Below are 21,029 nucleotides of genomic sequence, written 5' to 3' on the forward strand. Positions count from 1 at the left end.
CTTTTTTTGTGTCTGAAGAATACTGATAATCAGCCCGCAGACCAGAGCAGTGGGCGAATTACCCGGCGCAGGCCTTCGCTATCAAGTCCGCATTCCGCCAGCTGTTCCTGACGGGTGGCGTGTTCGATCCAGCGGTCCGGAATCCCCAGGCTGATCAGGTGTACCTGACTGTTGATGCTGTGTAAGTACTCGCTGACAGCTGATCCGGCGCCAGCCTTTACGGCATGGTCTTCCAGCGTGATTAAGGTGTGATGATCTGCCAGCAGTGTCAGAATCATCTGCTGATCCAGCGGTTTGACGAAACGCATATCAATGATGGTGATATCCGTCTCCTCCCCCAGCGCTTCCGCCTGACTGAGCAGGGGACCGAAGTTAAGGACGGCAACACCACTGTTGCCCCGGCGGATCTCACGTGCGCGGCTTAGCGGAACCGGGGTAGCCGGAGCGGTTTGTATCGCGGTACCGCTGCCACGGGGGTAGCGAATCGCTGCCGGCCCCTGATGCTGGTAACCGGTTTCCAGTAAATTCAGTAATTCCTGTTCATCCGCCGGCGTCATGATGACCATTTCCGGAATGCAGCGCAGAAAACTTATGTCATAGCAGCCCGCGTGGGTTGCACCGTCTTCGCCGACCAGCCCGGCCCGGTCAATGCAGAACAGGACGTCCAGGTTCTGAATCAGGACATCGTGAATCAGCTGATCGTAGGCCCGCTGCAGAAAGGTCGAATAAATGGCGACGACCGGCTTCATGTTGCGGTAAGCCATACCTGCAGCCAGTGTTACCGCATGCTGTTCGGCAATGGCAACATCAAAAAATCGCTCCGGAAACTGCCGGGAAAATTCCACCAGGCCGGAACCTTCACGCATGGCGGGGGTGATTGCGGTCAGTCTGGCGTCTTCTGCTGCTTTATCTGTCGCCCACTGGCCAAAAATATGGGCAAAGGTCGGTTTGCTTTTGGCTTTTGGCTTACCGATAGGGTCGATTTTGGCGATGGCGTGATAACCGATCGGGTCTTTTTCTGCCGGGGCGAAACCTTTACCTTTCAGCGTGGTAATGTGCAAAAACTGCGGGCCAGACTGGTTCAGGCTTTGTTGCAGCGCCTGCAGCAGGGCCTGAATGTCGTGACCATCCACCGGACCGGAATAGTTAAAATCCAGTGCTTCAAACAGTGCGGCGGTTGTTTCTCCCATATTATCTTTGAGGTTTTTGGCCAGATAGGTGGCCAGCCCGCCTTCGTTATGGGAGATCGACATGTCATTATCGTTGAGAATTACCAGCAGGTTGCTGCCGGTATGTGCGGCATGATTCAGTGCTTCAAATGCCATGCCGGCGGTCATTGCGCCGTCGCCGATAACGGCAACGGTGCGGCTGTCGATATTTTGCAGCTTATCTGCAAGCGCCATGCCCAGCGCAGCACTGATAGAGGTGCTTGAGTGCCCGGTACCGAAATCATCGTAGGGGCTTTCGCTCTGCCGGGGGAAGGGGGCCAGACCGTCCTTTTTGCGGATGGTCAGCAGCTCCTCTCTTCGGCCGGTGAGTATTTTATGTGGATAACTCTGGTGTCCCACATCCCAGATCAGGTGATCTTGTGGGGTGCTGAGGCAGTAGTGGAGGGCTATTGTCAGTTCAACAACGCCCAGCCCGGCACCAAAGTGGCCGCCGGTCTGGCCGACGCTGTAGAGCAGAAAGTGCCGCAGTTCCCGGGCCAGCTCATCTAACTGATCAGCAGGCAGCTGGCGCAATTGATCCGGCTGGTCGAGTCGGTTCAGCAAAGGAGTATCGGGGCGGGTCGTGGGAATTTCAAAAAACATCAGCGTGGCAATCTTCAGCAGCGGATTAGTATTGGCGTTCTACGATGTAATCCGCTAACCAGTGCAGTGGTTGGGCAGCATCACCATATGACTGGATACTAGCATGGGCCTGTTCGTTTAGTAGGGCCAGTTTTTGTTTTGCCCCCGCCATGCCAAGCAGCGCCGGATAGGTGGGTTTATCCTGTTCGGTATCTGAGCCCTGAGGTTTGCCCAGGGTCTGGGTGTCCCCTTCAATGTCCAGAATGTCATCCTTCACCTGAAAGGCCAGACCAATATGCCGGGCGAAGGTGTCCAGAGCCTGCAAGTCTTCGGTGGTGGCATTGCCACTGCTCAGTGCACCCATTTCAATGCTGCTGCAGATAAGTGCACCGGTTTTATGGCGGTGCATATTCTCCAGCTCGTCCAGGGTCATCATTTTGCCAACATGGCTGAGATCAATTGACTGGCCGGCAACCATACCCATCGCACCGCTGCCCCGGGCCAGAGAGGCCAGCATCTGTAGCTGTGTGGCAGGGCCGAAAAGCTCTGCAGGCTTGCTCAGCAGTTCAAATGCGAGGGCTTGCAAGGCATCGCCGGCAAGAATGGCTGTCGCCTCGTCAAACTGGATATGGCAGGTCGGTTTGCCGCGGCGGAGATCATCATCGTCCATTGCTGGCAGATCATCATGTACCAGTGAATAGCTGTGGACACATTCGATTGCGCAGGCAGCATTATCGGCTGCATCAAGGTTGCCCGCGAGCAGCTGGTTGGCCATATATACCAGCAGCGGCCGCACCCGTTTACCGCCATTAAACAGTGAATAACGCATTGCTTCCTGTAACAGGGGCGCAGCAGTCTGGCTGGCCATGTGTTGCTCCAGGGCCTGGTCAACTCTGCTGCGGTACCGGTTGAGTTGCTGCTTCATATCCACAGATTATTCCTCCGGCAGTTCAAACGGTGTTTCCTGTAACTCACCATTTTGCTTAATCAGTAGCTGAACTTTCTGCTCGGCATCGCTTAGCATGGTCTGACAGCTTCGGGTCAGCCGCACGCCTTCTTCGAAGGTATGCAGTGACTGCTCAAGGCTGAGGTCGCCCTTTTCGAGTTCTTCAACCATGCTTTCAAGCTGGCCAAGTGCTGTTTCAAAATCGAGGGGCTTCTTAGATGCAGGCATTAGCGAAATTCTCAAATAATCTAGCAGCTTAGTGCGTGTTGGGTTTATTTAGACTGGCATATTGTACTGTAAATAGTACGATATAGGGCAAGTAAAGAAGGGCCCTAAATCAATCGTTTGAATCTTGCCTGTCACTTGATGTAGATTTTTATGCGGATGAAGCTAAAGTATTCGTCTGGTCGGGGCGATAACACTAAGTGGATTAACTTTTTCAAAGTGGATTTGAGTTTATGACGCTGAGGAGTACAGAGTGGATTTAGCAACGCTCGTTGGGTTATTAGGTGCATTTGGTATCGTAGTCGCAGCGATGGTAACCGGTGGCGACGTAGGGACGTTTGTTAACGTGCCATCACTGCTCATCGTACTGGGCGGCAGTCTTTTTGTTGTGCTGATGAAGTTTACTCTGGGCCAGTTCCTGAGTATCGGTAAGGTGATGGGCAAGGCGTTTATGTTCAAGTCCGTGAAGCCTGAAGATATTATCGCAGAAGCCGTTGATCTGGCGGATGCTGCCCGTAAAGGTGGTCTGCTTTCGCTGGAAGATAAAACAGTCAGCAGTGACTTTATGCAACGTGGCATTCAGTTACTGGTAGACGGTCACGACCCGGACATTGTCCGCGGCCTCCTGAATAAAGAAAAATCTCTGACCACTGAGCGTCATGAAAGCGCCTGTGACATTTTTAAGGCGATGGGTGATGTCGGGCCTGCGATGGGCATGATCGGTACACTGGTTGGTCTGGTACAGATGCTGTCCAACATGAGTGACCCTAAGTCGATCGGCCCTGCGATGGCGGTTGCCCTGCTGACAACACTTTACGGTGCGATGCTGGCAACCATGTTTGCACTGCCGATCGCAGATAAACTCGATGGCCGTAAAGCGGAAGAAGAGCTGAATCAGTCGCTGATTATCGATGGCCTGCTGGCAATTCAGGCCGGTCAGAATCCCCGGGTTATTGAGCAAATGCTGCGCAACTACCTGCCTGAGAAAAAACGGGCAGTGGCTGAAGGGTAACGCGGATGAGTGATGAAGAAGAAAAATGCCCCCCCTGTCCCGCGGGGTTACCGGGCTGGCTAGCAACCTTCGGCGACCTTATGTCTCTGTTGATGTGCTTCTTCGTATTGCTGTTGTCTTTCTCAGAAATGGACGTGCTGAAGTTTAAGCAGTTGGCCGGCTCTATGCGTGAAGCCTTTGGTGTTCAGAATCAGGTAAAGGTTGCTGATATACCTAAGGGTACCAGTATCATTGCTCAGGAATTCAGTCCGGGCCGCCCGGAGCCTACGCCGCTGAATGAAGTCCGTCAAATGACCACAGACAACGATCTCCAGACGCTGGATATACGCACTCAGGAAGGTGAGTCTGAAGTCAGTGAAGAAGAGAAGAGTGAGACTCAGGAAGAGCTTCGGGAGCTGTTAGAGCAGATTGAGGAGCAGGCCGAAGCGCAGGCTAAAACGGATGCTGTTTCCTTTGCCGCTGCCTTGCAGTCAGAAATTGGCCAGGGAAGCGTAGAAGTTGAGACTGACGGTAAGAAAATTATTATCCGTGTAAAGGATAAAGGATCTTTCAGCTCCGGCTCTGCAGAACTGAAGTTCGCTTATATTCCTGTGATGGCCAAGATTCGGGATGTTTTACTGACTGTTCACGGTAAGGTTGCTATTGAAGGGCACACGGATAACATTCCGGTATCCGGTGGTCAGTATGAATCCAACTGGGGATTATCCACAGCACGGGCTTTATCGGTTGCCCATGAGTTATTTGCGGACCCGAGAATTGATCAGTCACGGTTCAATGTGGTCGGTTATTCAGATACCAAACCGCTGGCGCCTAACGACACTTCACTGAACCGCAGCACCAACCGGCGGGTTGAAATCATTGTTCAGAAAGGGGCTGATCCTGAAGCGCTGGAAAAAATTAAAGCCGGGGATGCTGAAGTTTTCGGACCGCTGACCCCACAGGAAGTCTTCTGATATAAAAAAACCCGGCACAGGCCGGGTTTTTTATACATACGCATTGCTTACTTGGAGTTATCCAGCATGTGCTGAATAGCTGCAGTCAGCTCACTGTCAGTACAGTTTTGGCAGTTACCCATGGGTGGCATAACATTCAGGCCACTTTTCGCGGTTGCCAGCAGGCCATCAACGCCTTTTTCTATACGGGTTTTCCAGGCTTCAGGGTCGCCTACTTTTGGCGCACCGGCTACGCCGGTCATGTGGCATGCCAGACAGTAAGTGTTGTATACAGTTGTGCCGTCACGTTCAGCAAAGGCGGCTACGGGTGTCAGAAGTGCAGCAGCAGTTGCTGCCAGTAATAATTTTTTCATTGTAATTCCTTGAGGCCTCTAATGTTTGGCTAGAGCAAAGGTGAACACAGAAACCCTGTGGTGAACTTCTATGCTGGGATCAGTTTAGAAACTCGGGATGGCGTCTGTAAATAGCCAGAACAGATAAGAATTGAATCTGTGTCAAGGAATGCTTAATTTTTCCGGAAACCTGCCGATTAATTATGTGTGGCACGAAGATTCATAGCATACATTGCCTGTTGATGCTGTGAAGATTCTTTGGCGTCACGGTGTTTATGCTGAAGGAAACACTGCTGGTGAAACTGCCGGACCATGTCTGCGGGTGCGTCAGTAATTTGCAGAATTTCATTTAAGCTTAAGCCCTTACGGGTTAACTGAAGTATCTGGTGTTGCAATGAGTTCATCGTCATTGTTTTAATCCTATAGCTGATTCTGGATATCAGTTTTAGCAGTAAGATGTGACAAAATCATTGCAATGGTCTAATTTCATTAGGGAAAGAGCGGTATTTTCTTGAATGGGGATACTTTGTTGGTATATGTTAAAAGTCATACAATAATTGTAAGATCTGTTTAATTAACAAGAATCTGACATAGCAACGGAACGCTGTTAGCTGCTGGCTGGGGAATAATATGGATAAAAATGCAACTTCTACGACCGTTTCAAATCGGCATGATCAGTCTACGTCTGCTGGGGCGAACCCGACTAATCTTAGGTCCTGTTTTGATGCGGAAGAATTAGCACAGAAACTGGGCTTCGTATCTTTTTCGACCGATTTTCTGATTCGCTGTTACCGGGTTTTTGACGGTGACATCAAAGCCGCGATTATTTTTAATGTAATCTCACTGTGGGCACTGCGCCAGCGTGAAGATGAAGAGGCGAAACAGTCGGTACCGGGTTTCTCCTGTAATAATCATTCGATCAGTATTGCGACCGGTATTCCGTACGAAACTGTACGGCGTAAGGTAAAAAGCATGGTTGAGAATGAATGGCTGTACTTCAGCGATTCTTCCCATGTGGTACTGAATGCGGAAAAATGGCAGCAGGTTCTGGGGGATGTGATAGATCCGGAGCGCTGTGTTGTTGGCTATGTTCGCAGTACCGACGTGTCGCCTGATTTTGCAGGCCGTAAACGGATGGGCTCCGCGGCAGACCGCCGCACGTAATGTGCCAGATACGCTGGAAAAAGCTGCTTTTATAGCAGCTTTTTTTTCGCCTGGATTTTGTCAGGCTGAAATTTTAAATCTTCAGTAATAACAAAGGATAACGTTTAAAAAGGCTTTGCGGATAATAAAAAGTGCTATTGCACGATGCTGAAAATCCTTGTAAATCAAGGTTGTATACTCACCAAAGTGAGTAAGCTAAGTGATTGATTTTTTGACTTAAGAAGCTTTGTGTAACACATTTATATCTACAAATATTCCTGTTTAAGTTTGCAGGAGAAAAGCCGAGAGATAAGTAGTACCCGGAAAATTGAGAGATACGCATATGACTAATGAAACCAGGGAAGAGTTACAGTTGCCGGAAGAGATCTCAATTGTAAATATCGGTGAATGGAAAGATAAATTCACTGACCTTCTGGAATCTTCTGCTTCAATTTCAATAAACGCTGCTGACCTGACCCGGGTCGACACGGCAGCGGTTCAGTTGCTCGTTGTATTCATCAAAGAGTTGCAGTCACACAATATTGATTACGAGTGGCAGAACCGGTCTGCTGAACTGGATAAGGTTGCCCGCCAACTGGGACTGGCATCCATGCTGCAACTCGGGTCAGCATAAAAAATAACGGATTACGGAGAATATTAAATGGCAACCATCTTAGTTGTTGATGATTCGGCTTCTTTACGAAATATGGTGACCTTTACCCTGAAGCAGGAAGGTTATCAGGTTGTTGAGGCCGGTAATGGTCAGGAAGCGCTGACCAAGGCAAAAGGCGGCCGCTTTGATCTGGTGCTTACCGATGTGAATATGCCGGTCATGGACGGTATCACTCTGTGTTCTGAGCTGCGTAAGCTGCCGACGTTCAAGTTCACCCCGGTACTGATGCTCACCACTGAAAGCTCCGCTGATATGAAGCAGCAAGGGAAAAGTGCCGGTGCGACAGGCTGGCTGGTAAAACCTTTTAATCCTGAGAAGTTGATCAGCACAATCAAACGCGTCGTACGGTGATCGCCTATGAGTATTGATCTTTCGCAGTTTATTGCAACCTTCCTCGAAGAGAGTTACGAAGGTTTAGAAGTCATGGAATCGAGCCTGCTGGACATGGACTCGGCAGACGAAGAAACGATCAATACTATCTTCCGTGCTGCCCATTCCATAAAGGGGGGCGCGGGAACCTTTGGTTTTAATGAAGTTGCAGACTTTACGCACCGTGTAGAAACCCTGCTGGATGAAATGCGCAGTGGTAAACAGGCTGTCACCGGCCCGCTGGTCAATCTGTTGCTTGAGTCTGTCGACTGTATCAAGGCTTTGCTTGAGTCCGTACAGGGGGGCGCTGACGCTGATCCGGAAATGCTTGCCAGCGTACAGAAAGGCCTTGAAGTTGCACTGGGGGAGGCGCCGGCAGAAGCGGTACCGGTAGCCGAAAGACCGGCAGAAGTAGCGACCGTTGCCAGTGTGCCTGCCGGTTGGCAGATCGATTTTCAGCCCCACAAAGACCTGTTACAGCAAGGCCATGAACCCGCGTTTATGTTCGAAGCGCTGGAGGACTTTGGTGAACTGAATGTTCAGCCTGACTGCTCAGGGTTGCCTGCGCTGGCAGCGCTGGACCCTGAATTGCTGCACATTAACTGGCAGATCGGACTTACCTCCGACTGCAGCGAAGACGATGTTAAAGAAATTTTCGAATGGGTTGAGGACGAATGTGATCTGAGTATCAGCCCGTTATGCATAACGCCGGCGGCCGGCTGGCGTGTCGAATTTATTCCCGGTGCAGACATTGTTCAGACCGGTAATGAGCCTTCGCTGATGCTGGACACCCTCACTGATCTTGGTGAACTGACAGTTGAGGCGAATCTGAGTAACTTGCCTGCACTGGCCGACCTGAACCCGGAGCTGATTTACCTTTCCTGGCAACTGACCCTGGAATCCGACTGTGACGAGGCCTCTGTCCGGGAAGTCTTCGAGTGGGTAGAAGATGAGTGCGAAATTAATGTATCTGCGCTGAGCGGTGCTGAAGAGGCTGTACAGGCCACAGAGGCTCAGCCTGCTGCCGTTGCAACTGAAACAGCCCCGGACAGCCCTCAGGCACCTGTCAGTGAGCCGGTTACGCCTGCCCCGGCAGAGCCTAAAACACCGGCTCCGGCAGCTGCGGACAAAACGCCGGCTGCCCGTAAGCCCAAAGCAACCGAAAGCAGTTCCATCCGGGTGGATACAGACAAGATTGACGCACTGATAAACCGGGTTGGAGAACTGGTAATTACTCAGGCGATGCTCGGACAGATCGGTCAGGAACTGATGGAATCTACCGGTGCTGATTTCGAGCGGTTGCAGAGCGGTCTGGAGCAACTGGAACGTAATACCCGTGACCTGCAGGAAGATGTGATGCGGGTAAGAATGTTGCCGATCAGCTTCGTGTTTAACCGCTTCCCACGGCTGGTACATGACGTCAGCGGTAAGCTGGGTAAGAAGGTGGACCTGGTAATCTCCGGTGAACAGACCGAAATAGATAAAACTGTGATGGAGAAAATCGGCGATCCGCTGGTACACCTGATCCGTAACTCTCTTGATCACGGGTTGGAAACACCGGAAGAACGGCTGGCGGCCGGAAAGAATGAAACCGGTACCGTTCAGCTGAATGCTTATCATCAGGGCGGCGTTATTGTTATTGATATCATCGACGATGGCCGGGGGCTGAATACCGCCAGAATTCGCCAGAAAGCACTGGAGAACGGGCTGATCACTGAAGATCAGGCGATGACCGATCAGGAAATCGATGAGCTGATATTTAAGCCGGGGTTCTCCACCGCAGAAGAAGTCAGCGACCTGTCCGGCCGGGGGGTCGGAATGGACGTGGTACGGCGGAATATTGAATCACTGGGGGGCAACGTCAGTGTCCGTTCTGATCCGGGCAACGGAGCTAAGTTCAGTGTCAGCCTGCCGCTTACCCTGGCCATTCTTGACGGCCAACTGGTAAGGATTCATGACCAGACCTACATTTTACCGCTGGTATCAATCGTCGAAACTTTCCAGGCAGATAAAAAATCCCTGAGTCCGATCGCCGGGGAAAATAAATTGCTGCATTTCCGTGATGAATATATCCCGCTGATATCAATGCGTGCGCTGTTTAAGTTACCACCTGAGGCCAAAGAAGAAGGCTTTGCCGGCAGTCTGATTGCAATCGTTGAGAACGGCGGTCAGAAAGTGGGACTGGTGGTGGATGAACTCTATGGCCAGCAGCAGGTTGTTATCAAAAGCCTTGAAGTTAATTTCAAACCGATTGAAGGATTTGCCGGTGCAACCATTCTGGGAGATGGCAGTGTCGCACTGATTCTGGATGTCACGGGGATCATAAAACGGGGCCTGAGTGCGGGTATGGCGCACTCTGCCAATACGGGTAACGGCGGGCTTCAGGCCGTGCCGGACAGGGAGAATGTTGCATGAACAGCCATGAGCTGGGCGATGACCTTACCTACAGTGAAGATGGCCAGCAGTATCTGAGCTTTCTGCTGGAAGATGAAGAGTATGGCATTGATATTCTGCGGGTTCAGGAACTGCGTGGCTGGGCACCGGTCACCCCGATTCCGGAAATGCCGGACTATCTGCGCGGTGTTCTGAATCTGCGCGGTGCAATTATTCCGGTCATCGACTTGCGGTTACGGTTTGGCTTGCCTGCTCTGGTGTATGGCCCGACCACTGTGGTTATCGTGATCAAGGTACAGAGTGAAAAAGGCGAGCGAATCATGGGCATCATTGTCGACGCAGTCGCCGAGACATACACGCTGGCAACCGGTCAGATTCAGGTTTCCCCGCAGATAGGCGGGGTCATCAATTCCGAGTTTATCACCGGTCTGGTGGCTCATGATGACAAAATGATTGTGCTGATGGATATCGATCAGCTAATGAATTCAGGTGAACTGGCGGTAGCAGCGCCGGTAGCCGGTTAGACGCGCAGTACAGGTTTTTTAAAGGAGAGAGCATGAAGATTAATGAGCCGGTGACCGACCGGGAAGTCAAACTCAGAGACGGTCAGGAACTGGTTACTAAAACCAATCTTAAAGGCATCATTACTTATACCAACCCGGACTTTGTTGAGGTCAGTGGTTTCAGTGAGGATGAACTGGTTGGAAAAAATCATAACCTGGTGCGTCATCCGGATATGCCACAGGCGGCCTTCAAAGATCTTTGGAGCACACTTAAGCTGGGCCGTCCGTGGAGCAAGCTGGTAAAAAATCGCTGCAAGAGCGGTGATTTTTATTGGGTAAAAGCTAACGTAACACCGGTCTTTAAAAACGGTGAAATTGTTGAGTATATGTCGGTCCGGACCCGGCCAACTCAGGATGAAATCGTTACGGCTGAGGCACTGTATTCAACCCTGCGCGGTAAAGATGCCAGCCTGCCAAATCCGGATAACATTAAACCGACAAACCTGAAAGGCAAACTTAACCGTTATACCCTTTCAGGACTGGCAGCCGCCGTGATTGTGAATGCCGCTATTTATGCACTGGGCCTGCCGGCAGAAGGGCTGATGGCCGGGCCACTGCTGGCATATCTGATCATGGCTTTCGGTTCAAAACGGGTGCTGGATAAAGAAGTAATTTCCCCTGCTCAGGACGCGCAGCGTCATATGCTGGATGTTTCAGAAGGCAACTATCTTGAACCGATTCCGATCGAAGAACCCGGTGAAGTGGGTGAACTCAAGCGCAGCGTTAAAATGCTGGCAGTGAAGCTGGGTTTTGAAGTGAATGATGCACGGGAACAGGCCAAGCGGGCACAGCGGATTAAAGTCGCTCTGGATAATGTTTCTTCCAATGTCATGCTGGCCAACAATGAAGGTGAAATCATCTACTGTAACGATGCCGTTATTCGGATGATGAGCAATGCTGAAGCGGATATTCGTGAGCAACTGCCTGATTTTGATGCCAATGCGCTGGTCGGTGCGAATTTTGATATCTTCCATAAGAATCCTGAACATCAGCGCCGTATGCTGGACGCTCTGAAATCCACCCATAATGGTCAGATTGAGGTAGGGGCACGGACCTTTAACCTGATCGCCAACCCGGTGATTGATGAACAGAACAGCCGTTTGGGCACAGTGGTTGAATGGGCCGATGTGACAGACCAGCTGAATGCTGAGAAGCAGGTGGAAGAGCTGATCAGTCAGGCTTCAATGGGGCAGCTGGATCAGCGCCTGGATGTTGATATTTACACTGGCTTCATGAAGAACATCGCCGAAGGCGTGAATCAGATGCTGGATGCGGTCGTGGTCCCGGTACGCGATGTGAAAACTGTACTGGAAGCGCTGGCGAAGGGTGATTTGACCCAGGAAATGAGCGGTGAGTATCACGGCGAGTTTGCAGAACTGAATGATGCGTTAAACAGTTCGATTCGTAACCTTGAGAACATGGTGGGTGAAATTCGCAGTGCCGGAGCCAGTATTAATACCGGCTCGTCTGAGATATCCAGCGGTAATACCACGCTGAGCCAGCGTACAGAAGCGCAGGCGGCGAGCCTGCAGGAAACCGCGGCCAGTATGGAACAAATGACCAGTACAGTTAGGCAGAACGCAGATAATGCGGATGAGGCCCGTAAGCTGGCAGAAAATGCGCAGTTACTGGCTGAAAAAGGCGGTGAAATTTCGGCCCGGGTTGTGACATCTATGGGCGATATCAGTGCCAGCTCCAGCAAAATTGCAGAAATTATCAGCGTCATTGATGAGATTGCGTTCCAGACTAACCTGTTAGCGCTTAACGCTGCCGTTGAGGCCGCCAGAGCGGGCGAACAGGGACGCGGTTTTGCAGTGGTAGCTTCCGAAGTACGTAACCTGGCCCAGCGCAGTGCCAGTGCTGCTAAAGAAATTAAAGAGCTGATCAGCGACAGCGTTGAGAAAGTTGAGGAAGGGGGCGTATTTGTTGATGAATCCGGTAAAGCACTGGATGAAATCATGGGCGCCATTAAAAACGTTTCCGGGATTATCAGTGAGATTGCCTCGGCCAGCCGTGAACAGGCCATCGGCATTGAAGAAGTGAATGTGGCGGTTACCCAGATGGATGAAGGGACTCAGCAGAATGCGGCACTGGTGGAAGAAGTTGCTGCGGCGTCCTCTTCTATGGAAGAGCAGGCTGAACAGCTGCAGCGTCTGGTGAGCGCATTCAGGGTCAGCGGTATGAATGAAACCGCTAACAGTCATGTGCGTATGGCACGGGTACGTTCACTGGTATCAGACACCCCGGTTGCGGCCAGCCCGGCAACAACCCGTCGCAATAATGTTAAAACCGCGCCGGTAGCCGCTGGCAGTAATGATGAATGGGAAGAGTTCTGATTATACCGGTGTAAGACAGGAAGGCGCGCTGTAATGGCGCGCAAATAAAGCCAGGCACCCCAGTTTTTGAGGTTAAAGGATGGCAACAACAACCGCCCGAGAGCGTGAGTTCGTTTTCACAGATAAGCACTTCACAAAAGCCAAGCAAGAGCTTTATGACTATGCCGGTATCGCACTGGCCGATCATAAGCAAGATATGGTGTATAACCGGCTGGTGCGCCGTTTACGGGAGTTGGGGCTGGACAGTTTCGATGAATACTTTCAGTGTCTTGACGGCTCACCTGCGGAGTTTACTCAGTTCATTAATGCGCTGACGACCAATCTCACCGCTTTTTTCCGGGAGCGGCATCATTTCGATTATGTGAAGACCCGGATAATTCCGGAAATTGAGAAAAGCCCTGAGCGCCGGTTACGTATCTGGTCTGCTGGATGTTCGCTGGGGGAAGAGCCCTACAGCCTGGCCATCAGCTTGCTGGAAGCGGGGCTTGATCCGGCCAGTTTTGATGTGAAAATTCTGGCAACCGATATTGATTCCAAAGTGCTGGCCAGCGCCAGAACCGGCGTCTATGAACAGAGCCGTGTTAAATCGCTGCCAAACGCGACGGTACACAAATGGTTCCTGAAAGGAAAAAACCAGAACGATGGCCGGGTAAAGGTGCGTCCTGAGCTGCAGAAAATGGTGGCGTTTAATCACCTGAACCTGATGGATGAATGGCCGATGAAAGGCCCGTTCGATTTTATTTTCTGCCGCAATGTAATGATCTATTTTGATCAGCAGACCCAGGCCCGGTTGTTGCAGCGCATGGCCGGGCTGTTGAAGCCCCGTGGGCATTTATTTGTTGGGCATTCGGAAGCCCTGGCGCGTCATCAGAGCAATTTTGAACTGATGGGGAAGACTATTTACAGGAAGGTAAACTGATGCTTGCAACAAAGCCACCAGCGCCTAAACCCATGCGGGGTTTTGAGCACATGAGAGCATTCTGGGAGCCAAAGTGGGAGTGCTATGCGATTAAGGTTCAGCCCGGTGCGTTCTGTATCAGTAAGGAAAAGGTCGTACTGACAACCGTCCTCGGTTCCTGTATTTCTGCCTGTATCTATGATCCGGAGCTGAAAATCGGTGGCATGAACCACTTTATGTTACCCACCAGCAATATGAAGGATGATGGTGGACGTTCCATGCGCTATGGTTTGTTTGCGATGGAACAGCTGATTAACGGGTTACTGCGTCTGGGCAGCCGCCGGGAAAGCCTGCAGGTAAAACTGACCGGTGGCGGCGATATGATGCAGGGGATAACCAGTATCGGACAGCAGAACATCGAGTTTATAAAAGACTATGTTACCGCCGAACAATTACGGGTACTGGCGGCAGATTTCGGTGGCGATCAGGCACGTAAAGTGGCTTTTTTTCCCCAGGAAGGGCGGATGCTGGTTAACCGCATGGATCACAGGGATGACCAGCGTCTGATAGAAGAGGAACGTTCATACCGTCAGGATGTTGATTGTCATCTGGATGATTCAGACGTGGAACTGTTTTAATAAGGAAAGTTATTTATGACGAAAACCAGAGTACTGATTGTTGACGATTCGGCGGTGGTACGCAGTGTCATCAATGAGATGTTGTCTGCTGATGCTGATATTGAAGTCGTCGGTGAAGCTGTCGATCCCTATGATGCCCGGGACAAAATTAAACAGTTACGCCCGGATGTACTGACTCTGGATGTGGAAATGCCCAAAATGGATGGCATTACCTTTCTGCGTAATCTGATGAAACTCAACCCCATGCCGGTGGTGATGTTATCCACACTGACCCAGGACGGAGCTGATGTGACACTGCAGGCACTTGAACTGGGAGCTGTAGACTTTATTGGTAAGCCGTTGGCAACCAGCCTGGACAGTCATCTGGAAAACTTCCAGACCGACCTGATTAATAAAGTCAAAGCCGCAGCCGGCGCCAGCCAGAAGCTGCGTTTTCGCCGCAGCCGGACTGAGCCTGCAGAACAGGTTGCCGCGCCGGCGCTGATCAGTAAAGACCGGCCCGGTGATCAGATGCGGGTCATTGCCGTTGGTTCATCAACCGGAGGGACCGAAGCCCTGCGTGATCTGCTGACCAAGTTACCGGTCAATATGCCGCCAATTGTGATCACTCAGCATATTCCCGCCAGTTTCAGTGAACGTTTTGCCAACCGTCTGAATACGGTGTGTGATCTGACGGTTAAAGAAGCACGGGATGGTGATGTGCTTGAAACCGGACATGTCTACATTGCGCCGGGATCACAGCATTTACTGGTTAAAAAACACGGTTTAAAAATGGTGTGCCGGCTGGATGACAGCGGGCCGGTTAACCGCCATAAACCGTCAGTTGAAGTGTTGTTTAATTCCCTGTTGGAAGTGCCTCCGTCTAATGTGACGGCGCTGATGTTAACCGGCATGGGGGAAGACGGGGCCAAAGCAATGAAGCGTCTGGCGGATGCCGGCGCACATACCATTGCTCAGGATGAGGCTTCCAGTCTGGTGTGGGGCATGCCGGGCGCCGCTGTAAAATATGGTGCAGCCAGGGAAGTGGTTGCACTGCAAAGAATAGCTGGACGGTTAATGCAGCATCTTAACCGTTAGCGCAAGTGAGGTACTCTGTTATGTGGCAAAAGAAAACCCTGGCGGGACTGGTAATAGCCGGTGCGCTGTTACTGGCGATGGCTCAGTTGTTGCCTGTGCCGCAAGCAATTGTCTGGATAGCAATTGCCGCTGTGTTTGCCGGCGGCATTGGTCTGTTGTGTGAACCCAAGGCAGAAAAGGCGGTTAAGCAAAAGGTTGAAGCTGTATCTCCGGAGCATGTGGACGGTGAACTCCAGCATGCCATGGTAGAACTTTCACAGACGCTGACCCATGAAGCGCTGATTGTTAATCAGGAGATCGCCCGTGTTGACGCGCTGATTAAAGAAGCCGTGGTACTGATGTCAGACAGCTTTCACAGTTTGCATGGTTTGACCAGTCAGCAGTCAGAGCTGACGGCGCAGATTATTACCCGTACAGAGGAAGAAGAAAGCCACGGGGCAGCAGAAGAATTTAATATTCAGATGTTCATTAATGAAACGGGCTCAATACTCGATCAGTTTGTACAGGTCATGGTGAATGTCAGTAAGAACAGCCTGGAAACCGTACATTACATTGATGATATGGTAGAGAAGCTGGATGGTATCTTCAGCCTGATCGAAAATGTAGAAGGCCTGGCCAGCCAGACGAACCTTTTGGCGCTGAACGCCAGTATTGAGGCGGCCCGTGCCGGTGAAGCAGGCCGCGGTTTTGCGGTGGTTGCTGATGAAGTCAGGGCCTTGTCTGTTAACTCCGGTGATCTGAATAATAAGATCCGTGAAGAAATGGCGTCAGCCCGGGCAACCATTGATACCCTGCGCAGTACGGTATCAGGAATGGCCGCGACGGATCTGAGTGATACCATCGGCACCAAGGAAAAGATGACCGAAATGCTGGCATTCATGGCCAGTAACGGCGAATTCATGAACTCTAAGGTCACTGAAATTTCCCAGCTGAGCATGCAAATCGACTCCACCGTAGATAACGCCGTACGGTCTTTGCAGTTTGAGGACATTGCCTCTCAGGCACTGAACTCAATGGAGCATAATGTAAACTCACTGAACGAAATTGCTGAGCTGGTGGATGATATGACCACCGCAGAGGGAAATCTGGATACCGCCGCTACCCTGCGTTGTCAGCATCGCTGTGAGGAGCTGAGGGTCACTGCCCAGACCCGGAATGAAGCCCGTACAGTGGCACAGAATGATATGGATGAAGGTGATATCGAGCTGTTCTGAAGCAGACAGCACGGTGACTGCCGATTGTTTCATCCCCCGGAACTGAACCATTAATACCTGAGGTATTCGATGTCTGTAACTGCAAAAACCTCCGATGATAAGAAAACCGTTGATATCTGCGTGGCTGAGCAGTTTGATTATTCAGCACATCAGTCTTTTCGTGAAGCGTACCGCTTTGTGGACCAGCCCGGCGCCATGTTCCGGGTGGATCTCTCTAAGGCAACCTATATGGACAGCTCTGCGCTGGGGATGATTCTGTTGCTTAAGGAGCATGCTGACACCCTGTCCGGAAAAGTGGTGCTGGCCAAGCCTAATCCTGCCGTACATAAAATTCTTTCCATTGCTAAATTCGATCAGTTTGTAACGATAGAAGCATAAATATGACAGTTGCGGAAAAGCTGCAGACAAATCTTAGTCTCGTACTCATCGCAGACGACATGACCCTGAATCAGCGGTTGCTGGAGAAGATGGTCGTCAACATGGGGCTGGTTGCCGAATTCGCATCGGACGGTTTCGAGGCGGTGGAAAAATATCTGGCGCTTAAGCCGTCCCTGATTCTTATGGATGTGAATATGCCGGGGATGGGGGGAATTGAAGCCGCACGGCAGATTAAACATCTGGCGGCGGATAATTTTATTCCGATTATCTTTGTTTCCGGTGCTGAGGGTCAGGATATCATCCGCAATGCAATCGATGCCGGAGGGGATGATTTTATTCAGCGGCCTTTTCCGTTTGAGTTGCTGGAAGGCAAAATTGTCGCCTTACGCCGTATTTCCGAGCTGTATCAGCAGGTTGCTGAGCTTAACCAGATTCGTCAGAGTGAGGTTGAAGTGGCTGAGCAGCTGTTCAGCGGCGCTATAGAATCCTCCAATGTGGGTCTGGAGACTATCCGGATGCATAAACAGCCGGCGACCACCTTCAGCGGTGATGTGCAGCTGACCGCCTATCGGCCCAACGGGGATCTGAATATTCTGCTGGGGGATTTTACCGGCCACGGCCTGACATCCACCCTGGGCGCGCTGCCGCTGGCGGAAACTTTCCGGGCGATGACGGCCAAGGGGTATGCCGCAGAAGAAGTCATCGCGCAGATTAATGCCAAGCTTTACCGTTTGTTGCCGACCGGCTTATTTCTGGCGGTGGCGGTGGTGACGCTGGAAGTGGATGGTACGGCCCGGATCTGGAACGGTGGTTTGCCGGATGTCATGGTCTTCAGCCAGGGAGAACTGGTGCAGCGTGTCAGCTCCAGTCACCCGCCGCTGGGTATTTTACCCCAGGTGAATGAACTGAGTTTTGAGATCAGTAATATCCAGCCGGAAGATCATATTTTAATGATCAGTGATGGTGTCATTGAGGCCGAGAACGCTGAGGGAGACATGTTCGGTGAGGCAAGAATGTTTGCGGCGATTACCGATCCTCAGTATCGCCATAAGTACTCTCTGGTCGACAGCATACTGACCAGCCTGCAGCATTTTGTCCGGGACTTTCCGCAACGGGATGATATCTCCCTGATTGATATTCCCGGTAATTCAGTTCAGTCAGAACGCAGTTTTACCGCCACATCGCAGTTGGTGTCAGACAGTGAGGATAGCAATGATCTGGATGTCTGGGACTGGGGGCTGGAGCTGCAGGGGCGCAGTCTGGCGAGAATTGATCCTGTTGCCCAGGCACTGAGCCGGTTACAGGAGTCTGAAGGTGAGGGTGAACACTGGCATACGGTATTCAGTATTCTGACAGAGCTGTACGTGAATGCGCTGGATCACGGTGTACTTAAGCTTGAATCCAGCCTGAAGGATTCGCCGGAAGGTTTCGCCCGGTATTTCAGTGAGCGTGAAAAACGTCTGGAAACCCTCAGTTGGGGCTCCGTCTCGGTGCATGTTCAGCATGCCCGGCTGGCAGCCGGTGGCAGGGTATTTATCCGCATAGAAGACAGCGGCGATGGCTTTGATTACGAAGCGTGGCTGAGCAATGAAAATGCTTTCAACATTGGTATGTTAAGTGGCCGGGGGATTGAGCTGGTATCCGGGCTGTGTGAAAGTGTTGAATACAGTAATCACGGCGCAACCGTTGAGGTTGTGTATGTCTACAGTCGTCACTGACCGCGATTACTGGATGGCCACCGCTGCGGATGCAGTGTGGACCGCGACAGGCATGGCAGCAGCACTGCTCGCCTGATCATCAGTGTTTACGTCAGTCTCAGGGGCTTTCTCTGTGTTTTCTTCACTGTCTGCTGCAGTGTTAACCGGTGCGGCATTGTCTGCCGGTGCTTCGGGTGCGGCTGTCACAGGCACACTCTCTCTTGCCTTTTCCAGCCAGCCGTCGAAGACTTTACGGTTTTTCTTAATCCAGCGAGTGGCATGACGTTTGATGTCTTCCGGGGACTTTTCACCACGCATCATTTTAAGGTTTTGTGCGCTTTCATCTGCCGCCGGAATCTGTAACAGCGATAAGAAGGTACGGGCAGCAGGGTTATCGGCAGCAAAGTTCTGGTTCATAACCGCTTTAATCTGATCGTCTGCAAATCCCCGCTGGGCTGCTGTCTGTGTTTCTGTCAGCGGGTTATCGTCAGCGGCTTCCTCTGTGGGCAAGCTGGCTGGCAGCACAACGCCTTCCAGCGTTTCCGGCGGTTCTACTGTTAACCAGATCACATCTTTTCCGGGCACGAGTACACTGGATATCCACTGTGGCAGCCAGGTGTAATACAAAACCGGCTTACCGGATTTGTAACGCTTAATGGTGGCTTTCATAAGGGCGAAGTAATCGCCGCGGTTATGGCTTACAGTGCTATTCAGGCCATAGGTTTTCAGATGTTCGTCAATGATGTCCTTACAGCCCCAGTCCGGGTTGCAACCGGTCAGATCCGCCTTACCGTCTTTATCTGTGTCGAACAGTGCGGCTATTGCCGGATCAGCCAGATCGTTCAGACTTTGAATGCCGTGTGTTTCAGCGGTTTTTTTGTCAATCAGGTAACCCTGTTTCAGGCCGGGGATAACGTTGCCGGTTTTTAAGATCGACTTAACCCCGCCGGCTTTCTGATAAAACCCGTCGTGCAGGACATTCCACATATGAATGCTGAAGTCAGCATCCCCGTAAGCCAGCGCCAGCAGCATGGTGGCGTAACCGGTTTGCTTGGCCGGCAATACTGCATAGCCCAGTTCCTGCAGGCCGGCAATGGCGATTTCACCGCGAAAATGTTCTTCAGGAAGGGTCGAAAATACCGGAGTAACGCTGACGCCCGTGCCGGGTTTTTGCAGGATATCGGTTGTCGCATTGCCGAACAGGCTGAGGGTTGTCAGCATCCAGACGCTGATGAGCTGTGTAGTGATTTTTACCATGGCAAATTACCTCTGGCGCAGGTACTGCGGCTGACAGATCAGTTAAGTGCAGGGGAATGTCAGAGAAAATCACTCACAAAGGTGTAACGCCTTTGAATACGCTCTGTTTGAAACATTACCTCCCTGTTTCTGTGGGTACGCTGCATATCAGTGGGGGCTAGACTAGCATATCCTGAGCCGTATCTGGGATGAATTTTGCCTGAATGTTGGCATTTTGAGGGTTGTTTTCCACCTTAACTCTTACTTAACCCCCAGAGGGGTATGCTGTGGGCTTTCATGGCTAAGTGCAGGAGAATTAAAGGTGAAACAACACGCTAAAATGGCCGGGGTCGGGGCAGTAAGTCTGTTCGCCGGTATCTGGGCAACCACTGCTGTTGCGGCAGAAGGCGAGCCGGAGCTGAATATCAGCCTGGGGCTTGGGGCAGGTTACAGCGAATCAATCTACAAGGGGATTGATGACGACAGTGCTGCACTGCCGCTGTTTGATATTGAGTATGGCAATTTTTATATTTCCGGTCTTGAGGCGGGTTATACCTTCTATGAAACAGAAACGCTGAGTCTGTATGCCGCGATTGCAGCGGATGATCTGGACGGTGAGCGCACCGACAGCAGACAGCTGCGTGATCTGGGTGATGTGGATAGCGGTACGAATCTGGTGCTGGGTGCGGAAATGATGACGGAGGTGGGGCTGCTGAGCGCCTCTGTAGCTCAGGATGTTGCAGATGAGCATAAGGGCACCCAGGTGAACCTCGGATGGGGAATACCGGTTGAGTTTGGCGATCTGACCGTTTTCCCGGCAGTATCTGCCAGTTGGGTAAGTGATAAGGTAGTGAATCATTACTACGGTGTTTCCGCCAGCCAGGCCCGCGCAGGTCGTGCTGCTTACGACGGTGACAGTGCCTGGATTTACGGTGTGGGTGTGTCGGCAGAATACGCGCTGAATCAGGAGTGGACCATTATCGGTGCGGTAAACTATGAAAGTTACAGTGATGAGATTACTGACAGCTCGATTGTCAGTGAAGACTCTGCGGTGTCTGCGATGATGGGTATCCGTTACCAGTTCTGATACACGTCTTCCCCTGACGTACCGGAATAGAAGAAACGCTGCATATGCAGCGTTTTTTTATGTCTGAA

At 51.4% G+C, this 21,029-nt stretch carries 20 protein-coding genes; 15 read left to right on the forward strand and 5 right to left on the reverse strand.

What is annotated here, in order from left to right; genetic code table 11:
- Nucleotides 1-29: 29 nt before the first annotated feature.
- The 3 genes from dxs to PCI15_RS03225 are packed head-to-tail and all read right to left on the reverse strand — an operon-like array spanning nt 30 to nt 2,964.
- Nucleotides 30-1,811, reverse strand: a complete 1,782-nt coding sequence (dxs, locus tag PCI15_RS03215) for a 1-deoxy-D-xylulose-5-phosphate synthase (protein WP_271272928.1) — start codon at nt 1,809-1,811, stop codon at nt 30-32.
- A 25-nt stretch (nt 1,812-1,836) separates the two neighbouring features.
- On the reverse strand, nt 1,837-2,715 hold the full coding sequence (gene ispA / locus PCI15_RS03220) for a (2E,6E)-farnesyl diphosphate synthase (protein ID WP_336296741.1): 879 nt from the start codon (nt 2,713-2,715) through the stop codon (nt 1,837-1,839).
- Nucleotides 2,716-2,724: 9 nt separating this feature from the next.
- Complete coding sequence (locus tag PCI15_RS03225) at nt 2,725-2,964, reverse strand: exodeoxyribonuclease VII small subunit (RefSeq protein WP_205659292.1); 240 nt, start codon at nt 2,962-2,964, stop codon at nt 2,725-2,727.
- Between the two features lie 250 nt (nt 2,965-3,214).
- On the opposite strand from PCI15_RS03225, the gene pomA reads away from it, so the two are divergent.
- Both pomA and PCI15_RS03235 read left to right on the forward strand, forming a co-directional pair.
- The gene (gene pomA / locus PCI15_RS03230) at nt 3,215-3,973 is read left to right on the forward strand and encodes a flagellar motor protein PomA (protein ID WP_271272930.1); all 759 of its coding nucleotides are present in this window, start codon (nt 3,215-3,217) and stop codon (nt 3,971-3,973) included.
- 5 nt (nt 3,974-3,978) lie between these two features.
- Nucleotides 3,979-4,926 carry a flagellar motor protein MotB gene (locus PCI15_RS03235; protein ID WP_271272931.1) on the forward strand — a complete coding sequence of 316 codons (948 nt, stop codon included), beginning with the start codon at nt 3,979-3,981 and terminating at the stop codon, nt 4,924-4,926.
- 47 nt (nt 4,927-4,973) lie between these two features.
- Here PCI15_RS03235 and PCI15_RS03240 read toward each other — a convergent pair whose 3' ends face one another.
- A complete protein-coding gene (locus tag PCI15_RS03240; protein WP_271272932.1) occupies nt 4,974-5,279 on the reverse strand; it encodes a c-type cytochrome in 306 nt (101 codons plus the stop codon).
- A 609-nt stretch (nt 5,280-5,888) separates the two neighbouring features.
- Here PCI15_RS03240 and PCI15_RS03245 point away from each other — a divergent pair.
- The 12 genes from PCI15_RS03245 (at nt 5,889) to PCI15_RS03300 (ending at nt 18,659) form a co-directional block, all read left to right on the forward strand.
- Nucleotides 5,889-6,422 (forward strand): hypothetical protein, encoded by a 534-nt coding sequence (locus tag PCI15_RS03245; RefSeq protein WP_271272933.1) that lies wholly within the window; start codon nt 5,889-5,891, stop codon nt 6,420-6,422.
- 322 nt (nt 6,423-6,744) lie between these two features.
- Complete coding sequence (locus PCI15_RS03250) at nt 6,745-7,035, forward strand: STAS domain-containing protein (protein WP_271272934.1); 291 nt, start codon at nt 6,745-6,747, stop codon at nt 7,033-7,035.
- Between the two features lie 27 nt (nt 7,036-7,062).
- A complete protein-coding gene (locus PCI15_RS03255) occupies nt 7,063-7,425 on the forward strand; it encodes a response regulator (protein ID WP_205659298.1) in 363 nt (120 codons plus the stop codon).
- 6 nt (nt 7,426-7,431) lie between these two features.
- Nucleotides 7,432-9,858, forward strand: a complete 2,427-nt coding sequence (locus PCI15_RS03260; protein ID WP_271272935.1) for a chemotaxis protein CheA — start codon at nt 7,432-7,434, stop codon at nt 9,856-9,858.
- Nucleotides 9,855-10,361 (forward strand): chemotaxis protein CheW, encoded by a 507-nt coding sequence (locus PCI15_RS03265; protein ID WP_271272936.1) that lies wholly within the window; start codon nt 9,855-9,857, stop codon nt 10,359-10,361. Before PCI15_RS03260 ends, PCI15_RS03265 begins: the two co-directional genes overlap by 4 nt.
- Before the next feature lie 32 nt (nt 10,362-10,393).
- Complete coding sequence (locus PCI15_RS03270; protein WP_271272937.1) at nt 10,394-12,736, forward strand: methyl-accepting chemotaxis protein; 2,343 nt, start codon at nt 10,394-10,396, stop codon at nt 12,734-12,736.
- Nucleotides 12,737-12,815: 79 nt separating this feature from the next.
- Nucleotides 12,816-13,655: a CheR family methyltransferase gene (locus tag PCI15_RS03275; protein WP_271272938.1), complete on the forward strand. Its 840-nt coding sequence runs from the start codon at nt 12,816-12,818 to the stop codon at nt 13,653-13,655.
- Nucleotides 13,655-14,272 (forward strand): chemotaxis protein CheD, encoded by a 618-nt coding sequence (locus PCI15_RS03280; RefSeq protein WP_271272939.1) that lies wholly within the window; start codon nt 13,655-13,657, stop codon nt 14,270-14,272. Before PCI15_RS03275 ends, PCI15_RS03280 begins: the two co-directional genes overlap by 1 nt.
- 15 nt (nt 14,273-14,287) lie before the next feature.
- Nucleotides 14,288-15,349, forward strand: coding sequence for a protein-glutamate methylesterase/protein-glutamine glutaminase (locus PCI15_RS03285; protein WP_271272940.1), 1,062 nt, complete (start codon nt 14,288-14,290; stop codon nt 15,347-15,349).
- A 20-nt stretch (nt 15,350-15,369) separates the two neighbouring features.
- Nucleotides 15,370-16,563 (forward strand): methyl-accepting chemotaxis protein, encoded by a 1,194-nt coding sequence (locus PCI15_RS03290; RefSeq protein ID WP_271272941.1) that lies wholly within the window; start codon nt 15,370-15,372, stop codon nt 16,561-16,563.
- Nucleotides 16,564-16,632: 69 nt separating this feature from the next.
- Entirely contained in the window at nt 16,633-16,941 is a 309-nt protein-coding gene (locus tag PCI15_RS03295; protein ID WP_271272942.1) for an STAS domain-containing protein, read from the forward strand.
- A 2-nt stretch (nt 16,942-16,943) separates the two neighbouring features.
- Nucleotides 16,944-18,659, forward strand: coding sequence for a fused response regulator/phosphatase (locus PCI15_RS03300; protein ID WP_271272943.1), 1,716 nt, complete (start codon nt 16,944-16,946; stop codon nt 18,657-18,659).
- A 6-nt stretch (nt 18,660-18,665) separates the two neighbouring features.
- Here the strand turns inward: PCI15_RS03300 and proX are convergent, their stop codons facing one another.
- Complete coding sequence (gene proX / locus PCI15_RS03305) at nt 18,666-19,895, reverse strand: glycine betaine/L-proline ABC transporter substrate-binding protein ProX (protein WP_271272944.1); 1,230 nt, start codon at nt 19,893-19,895, stop codon at nt 18,666-18,668.
- A gap of 301 nt (nt 19,896-20,196) precedes the next feature.
- Between proX and PCI15_RS03310 the strand changes: the two genes are divergently transcribed.
- The gene (locus tag PCI15_RS03310) at nt 20,197-20,961 is read left to right on the forward strand and encodes a MipA/OmpV family protein (RefSeq protein ID WP_271272945.1); all 765 of its coding nucleotides are present in this window, start codon (nt 20,197-20,199) and stop codon (nt 20,959-20,961) included.
- The last annotated feature ends 68 nt before the right edge of the window (nt 20,962-21,029 follow it).

Origin of the sequence: Aliamphritea hakodatensis (assembly GCF_024347195.1) — a bacterium.
GTDB classification, from domain to species: domain Bacteria; phylum Pseudomonadota; class Gammaproteobacteria; order Pseudomonadales; family Balneatricaceae; genus Amphritea; species Amphritea hakodatensis.

Coding starts and splice junctions, on each gene's coding strand:
- PCI15_RS03285 (WP_271272940.1), top strand. CDS start 14,288: ATGACGAAAACCAGAGTACTGATTGTTGACGATTCGGCGGTGGTACGC.
- PCI15_RS03250 (WP_271272934.1), top strand. CDS start 6,745: ATGACTAATGAAACCAGGGAAGAGTTACAGTTGCCGGAAGAGATCTCA.
- PCI15_RS03300 (WP_271272943.1), top strand. CDS start 16,944: ATGACAGTTGCGGAAAAGCTGCAGACAAATCTTAGTCTCGTACTCATC.
- PCI15_RS03295 (WP_271272942.1), top strand. CDS start 16,633: ATGTCTGTAACTGCAAAAACCTCCGATGATAAGAAAACCGTTGATATC.
- ispA (WP_336296741.1), bottom strand. CDS start 2,715: ATGAAGCAGCAACTCAACCGGTACCGCAGCAGAGTTGACCAGGCCCTG.
- dxs (WP_271272928.1), bottom strand. CDS start 1,811: ATGTTTTTTGAAATTCCCACGACCCGCCCCGATACTCCTTTGCTGAAC.
- PCI15_RS03225 (WP_205659292.1), bottom strand. CDS start 2,964: ATGCCTGCATCTAAGAAGCCCCTCGATTTTGAAACAGCACTTGGCCAG.
- PCI15_RS03235 (WP_271272931.1), top strand. CDS start 3,979: ATGAGTGATGAAGAAGAAAAATGCCCCCCCTGTCCCGCGGGGTTACCG.
- PCI15_RS03245 (WP_271272933.1), top strand. CDS start 5,889: ATGGATAAAAATGCAACTTCTACGACCGTTTCAAATCGGCATGATCAG.
- PCI15_RS03240 (WP_271272932.1), bottom strand. CDS start 5,279: ATGAAAAAATTATTACTGGCAGCAACTGCTGCTGCACTTCTGACACCC.
- PCI15_RS03255 (WP_205659298.1), top strand. CDS start 7,063: ATGGCAACCATCTTAGTTGTTGATGATTCGGCTTCTTTACGAAATATG.
- proX (WP_271272944.1), bottom strand. CDS start 19,895: ATGGTAAAAATCACTACACAGCTCATCAGCGTCTGGATGCTGACAACC.
- PCI15_RS03275 (WP_271272938.1), top strand. CDS start 12,816: ATGGCAACAACAACCGCCCGAGAGCGTGAGTTCGTTTTCACAGATAAG.
- PCI15_RS03290 (WP_271272941.1), top strand. CDS start 15,370: ATGTGGCAAAAGAAAACCCTGGCGGGACTGGTAATAGCCGGTGCGCTG.
- PCI15_RS03280 (WP_271272939.1), top strand. CDS start 13,655: ATGCTTGCAACAAAGCCACCAGCGCCTAAACCCATGCGGGGTTTTGAG.
- PCI15_RS03270 (WP_271272937.1), top strand. CDS start 10,394: ATGAAGATTAATGAGCCGGTGACCGACCGGGAAGTCAAACTCAGAGAC.
- PCI15_RS03260 (WP_271272935.1), top strand. CDS start 7,432: ATGAGTATTGATCTTTCGCAGTTTATTGCAACCTTCCTCGAAGAGAGT.
- PCI15_RS03265 (WP_271272936.1), top strand. CDS start 9,855: ATGAACAGCCATGAGCTGGGCGATGACCTTACCTACAGTGAAGATGGC.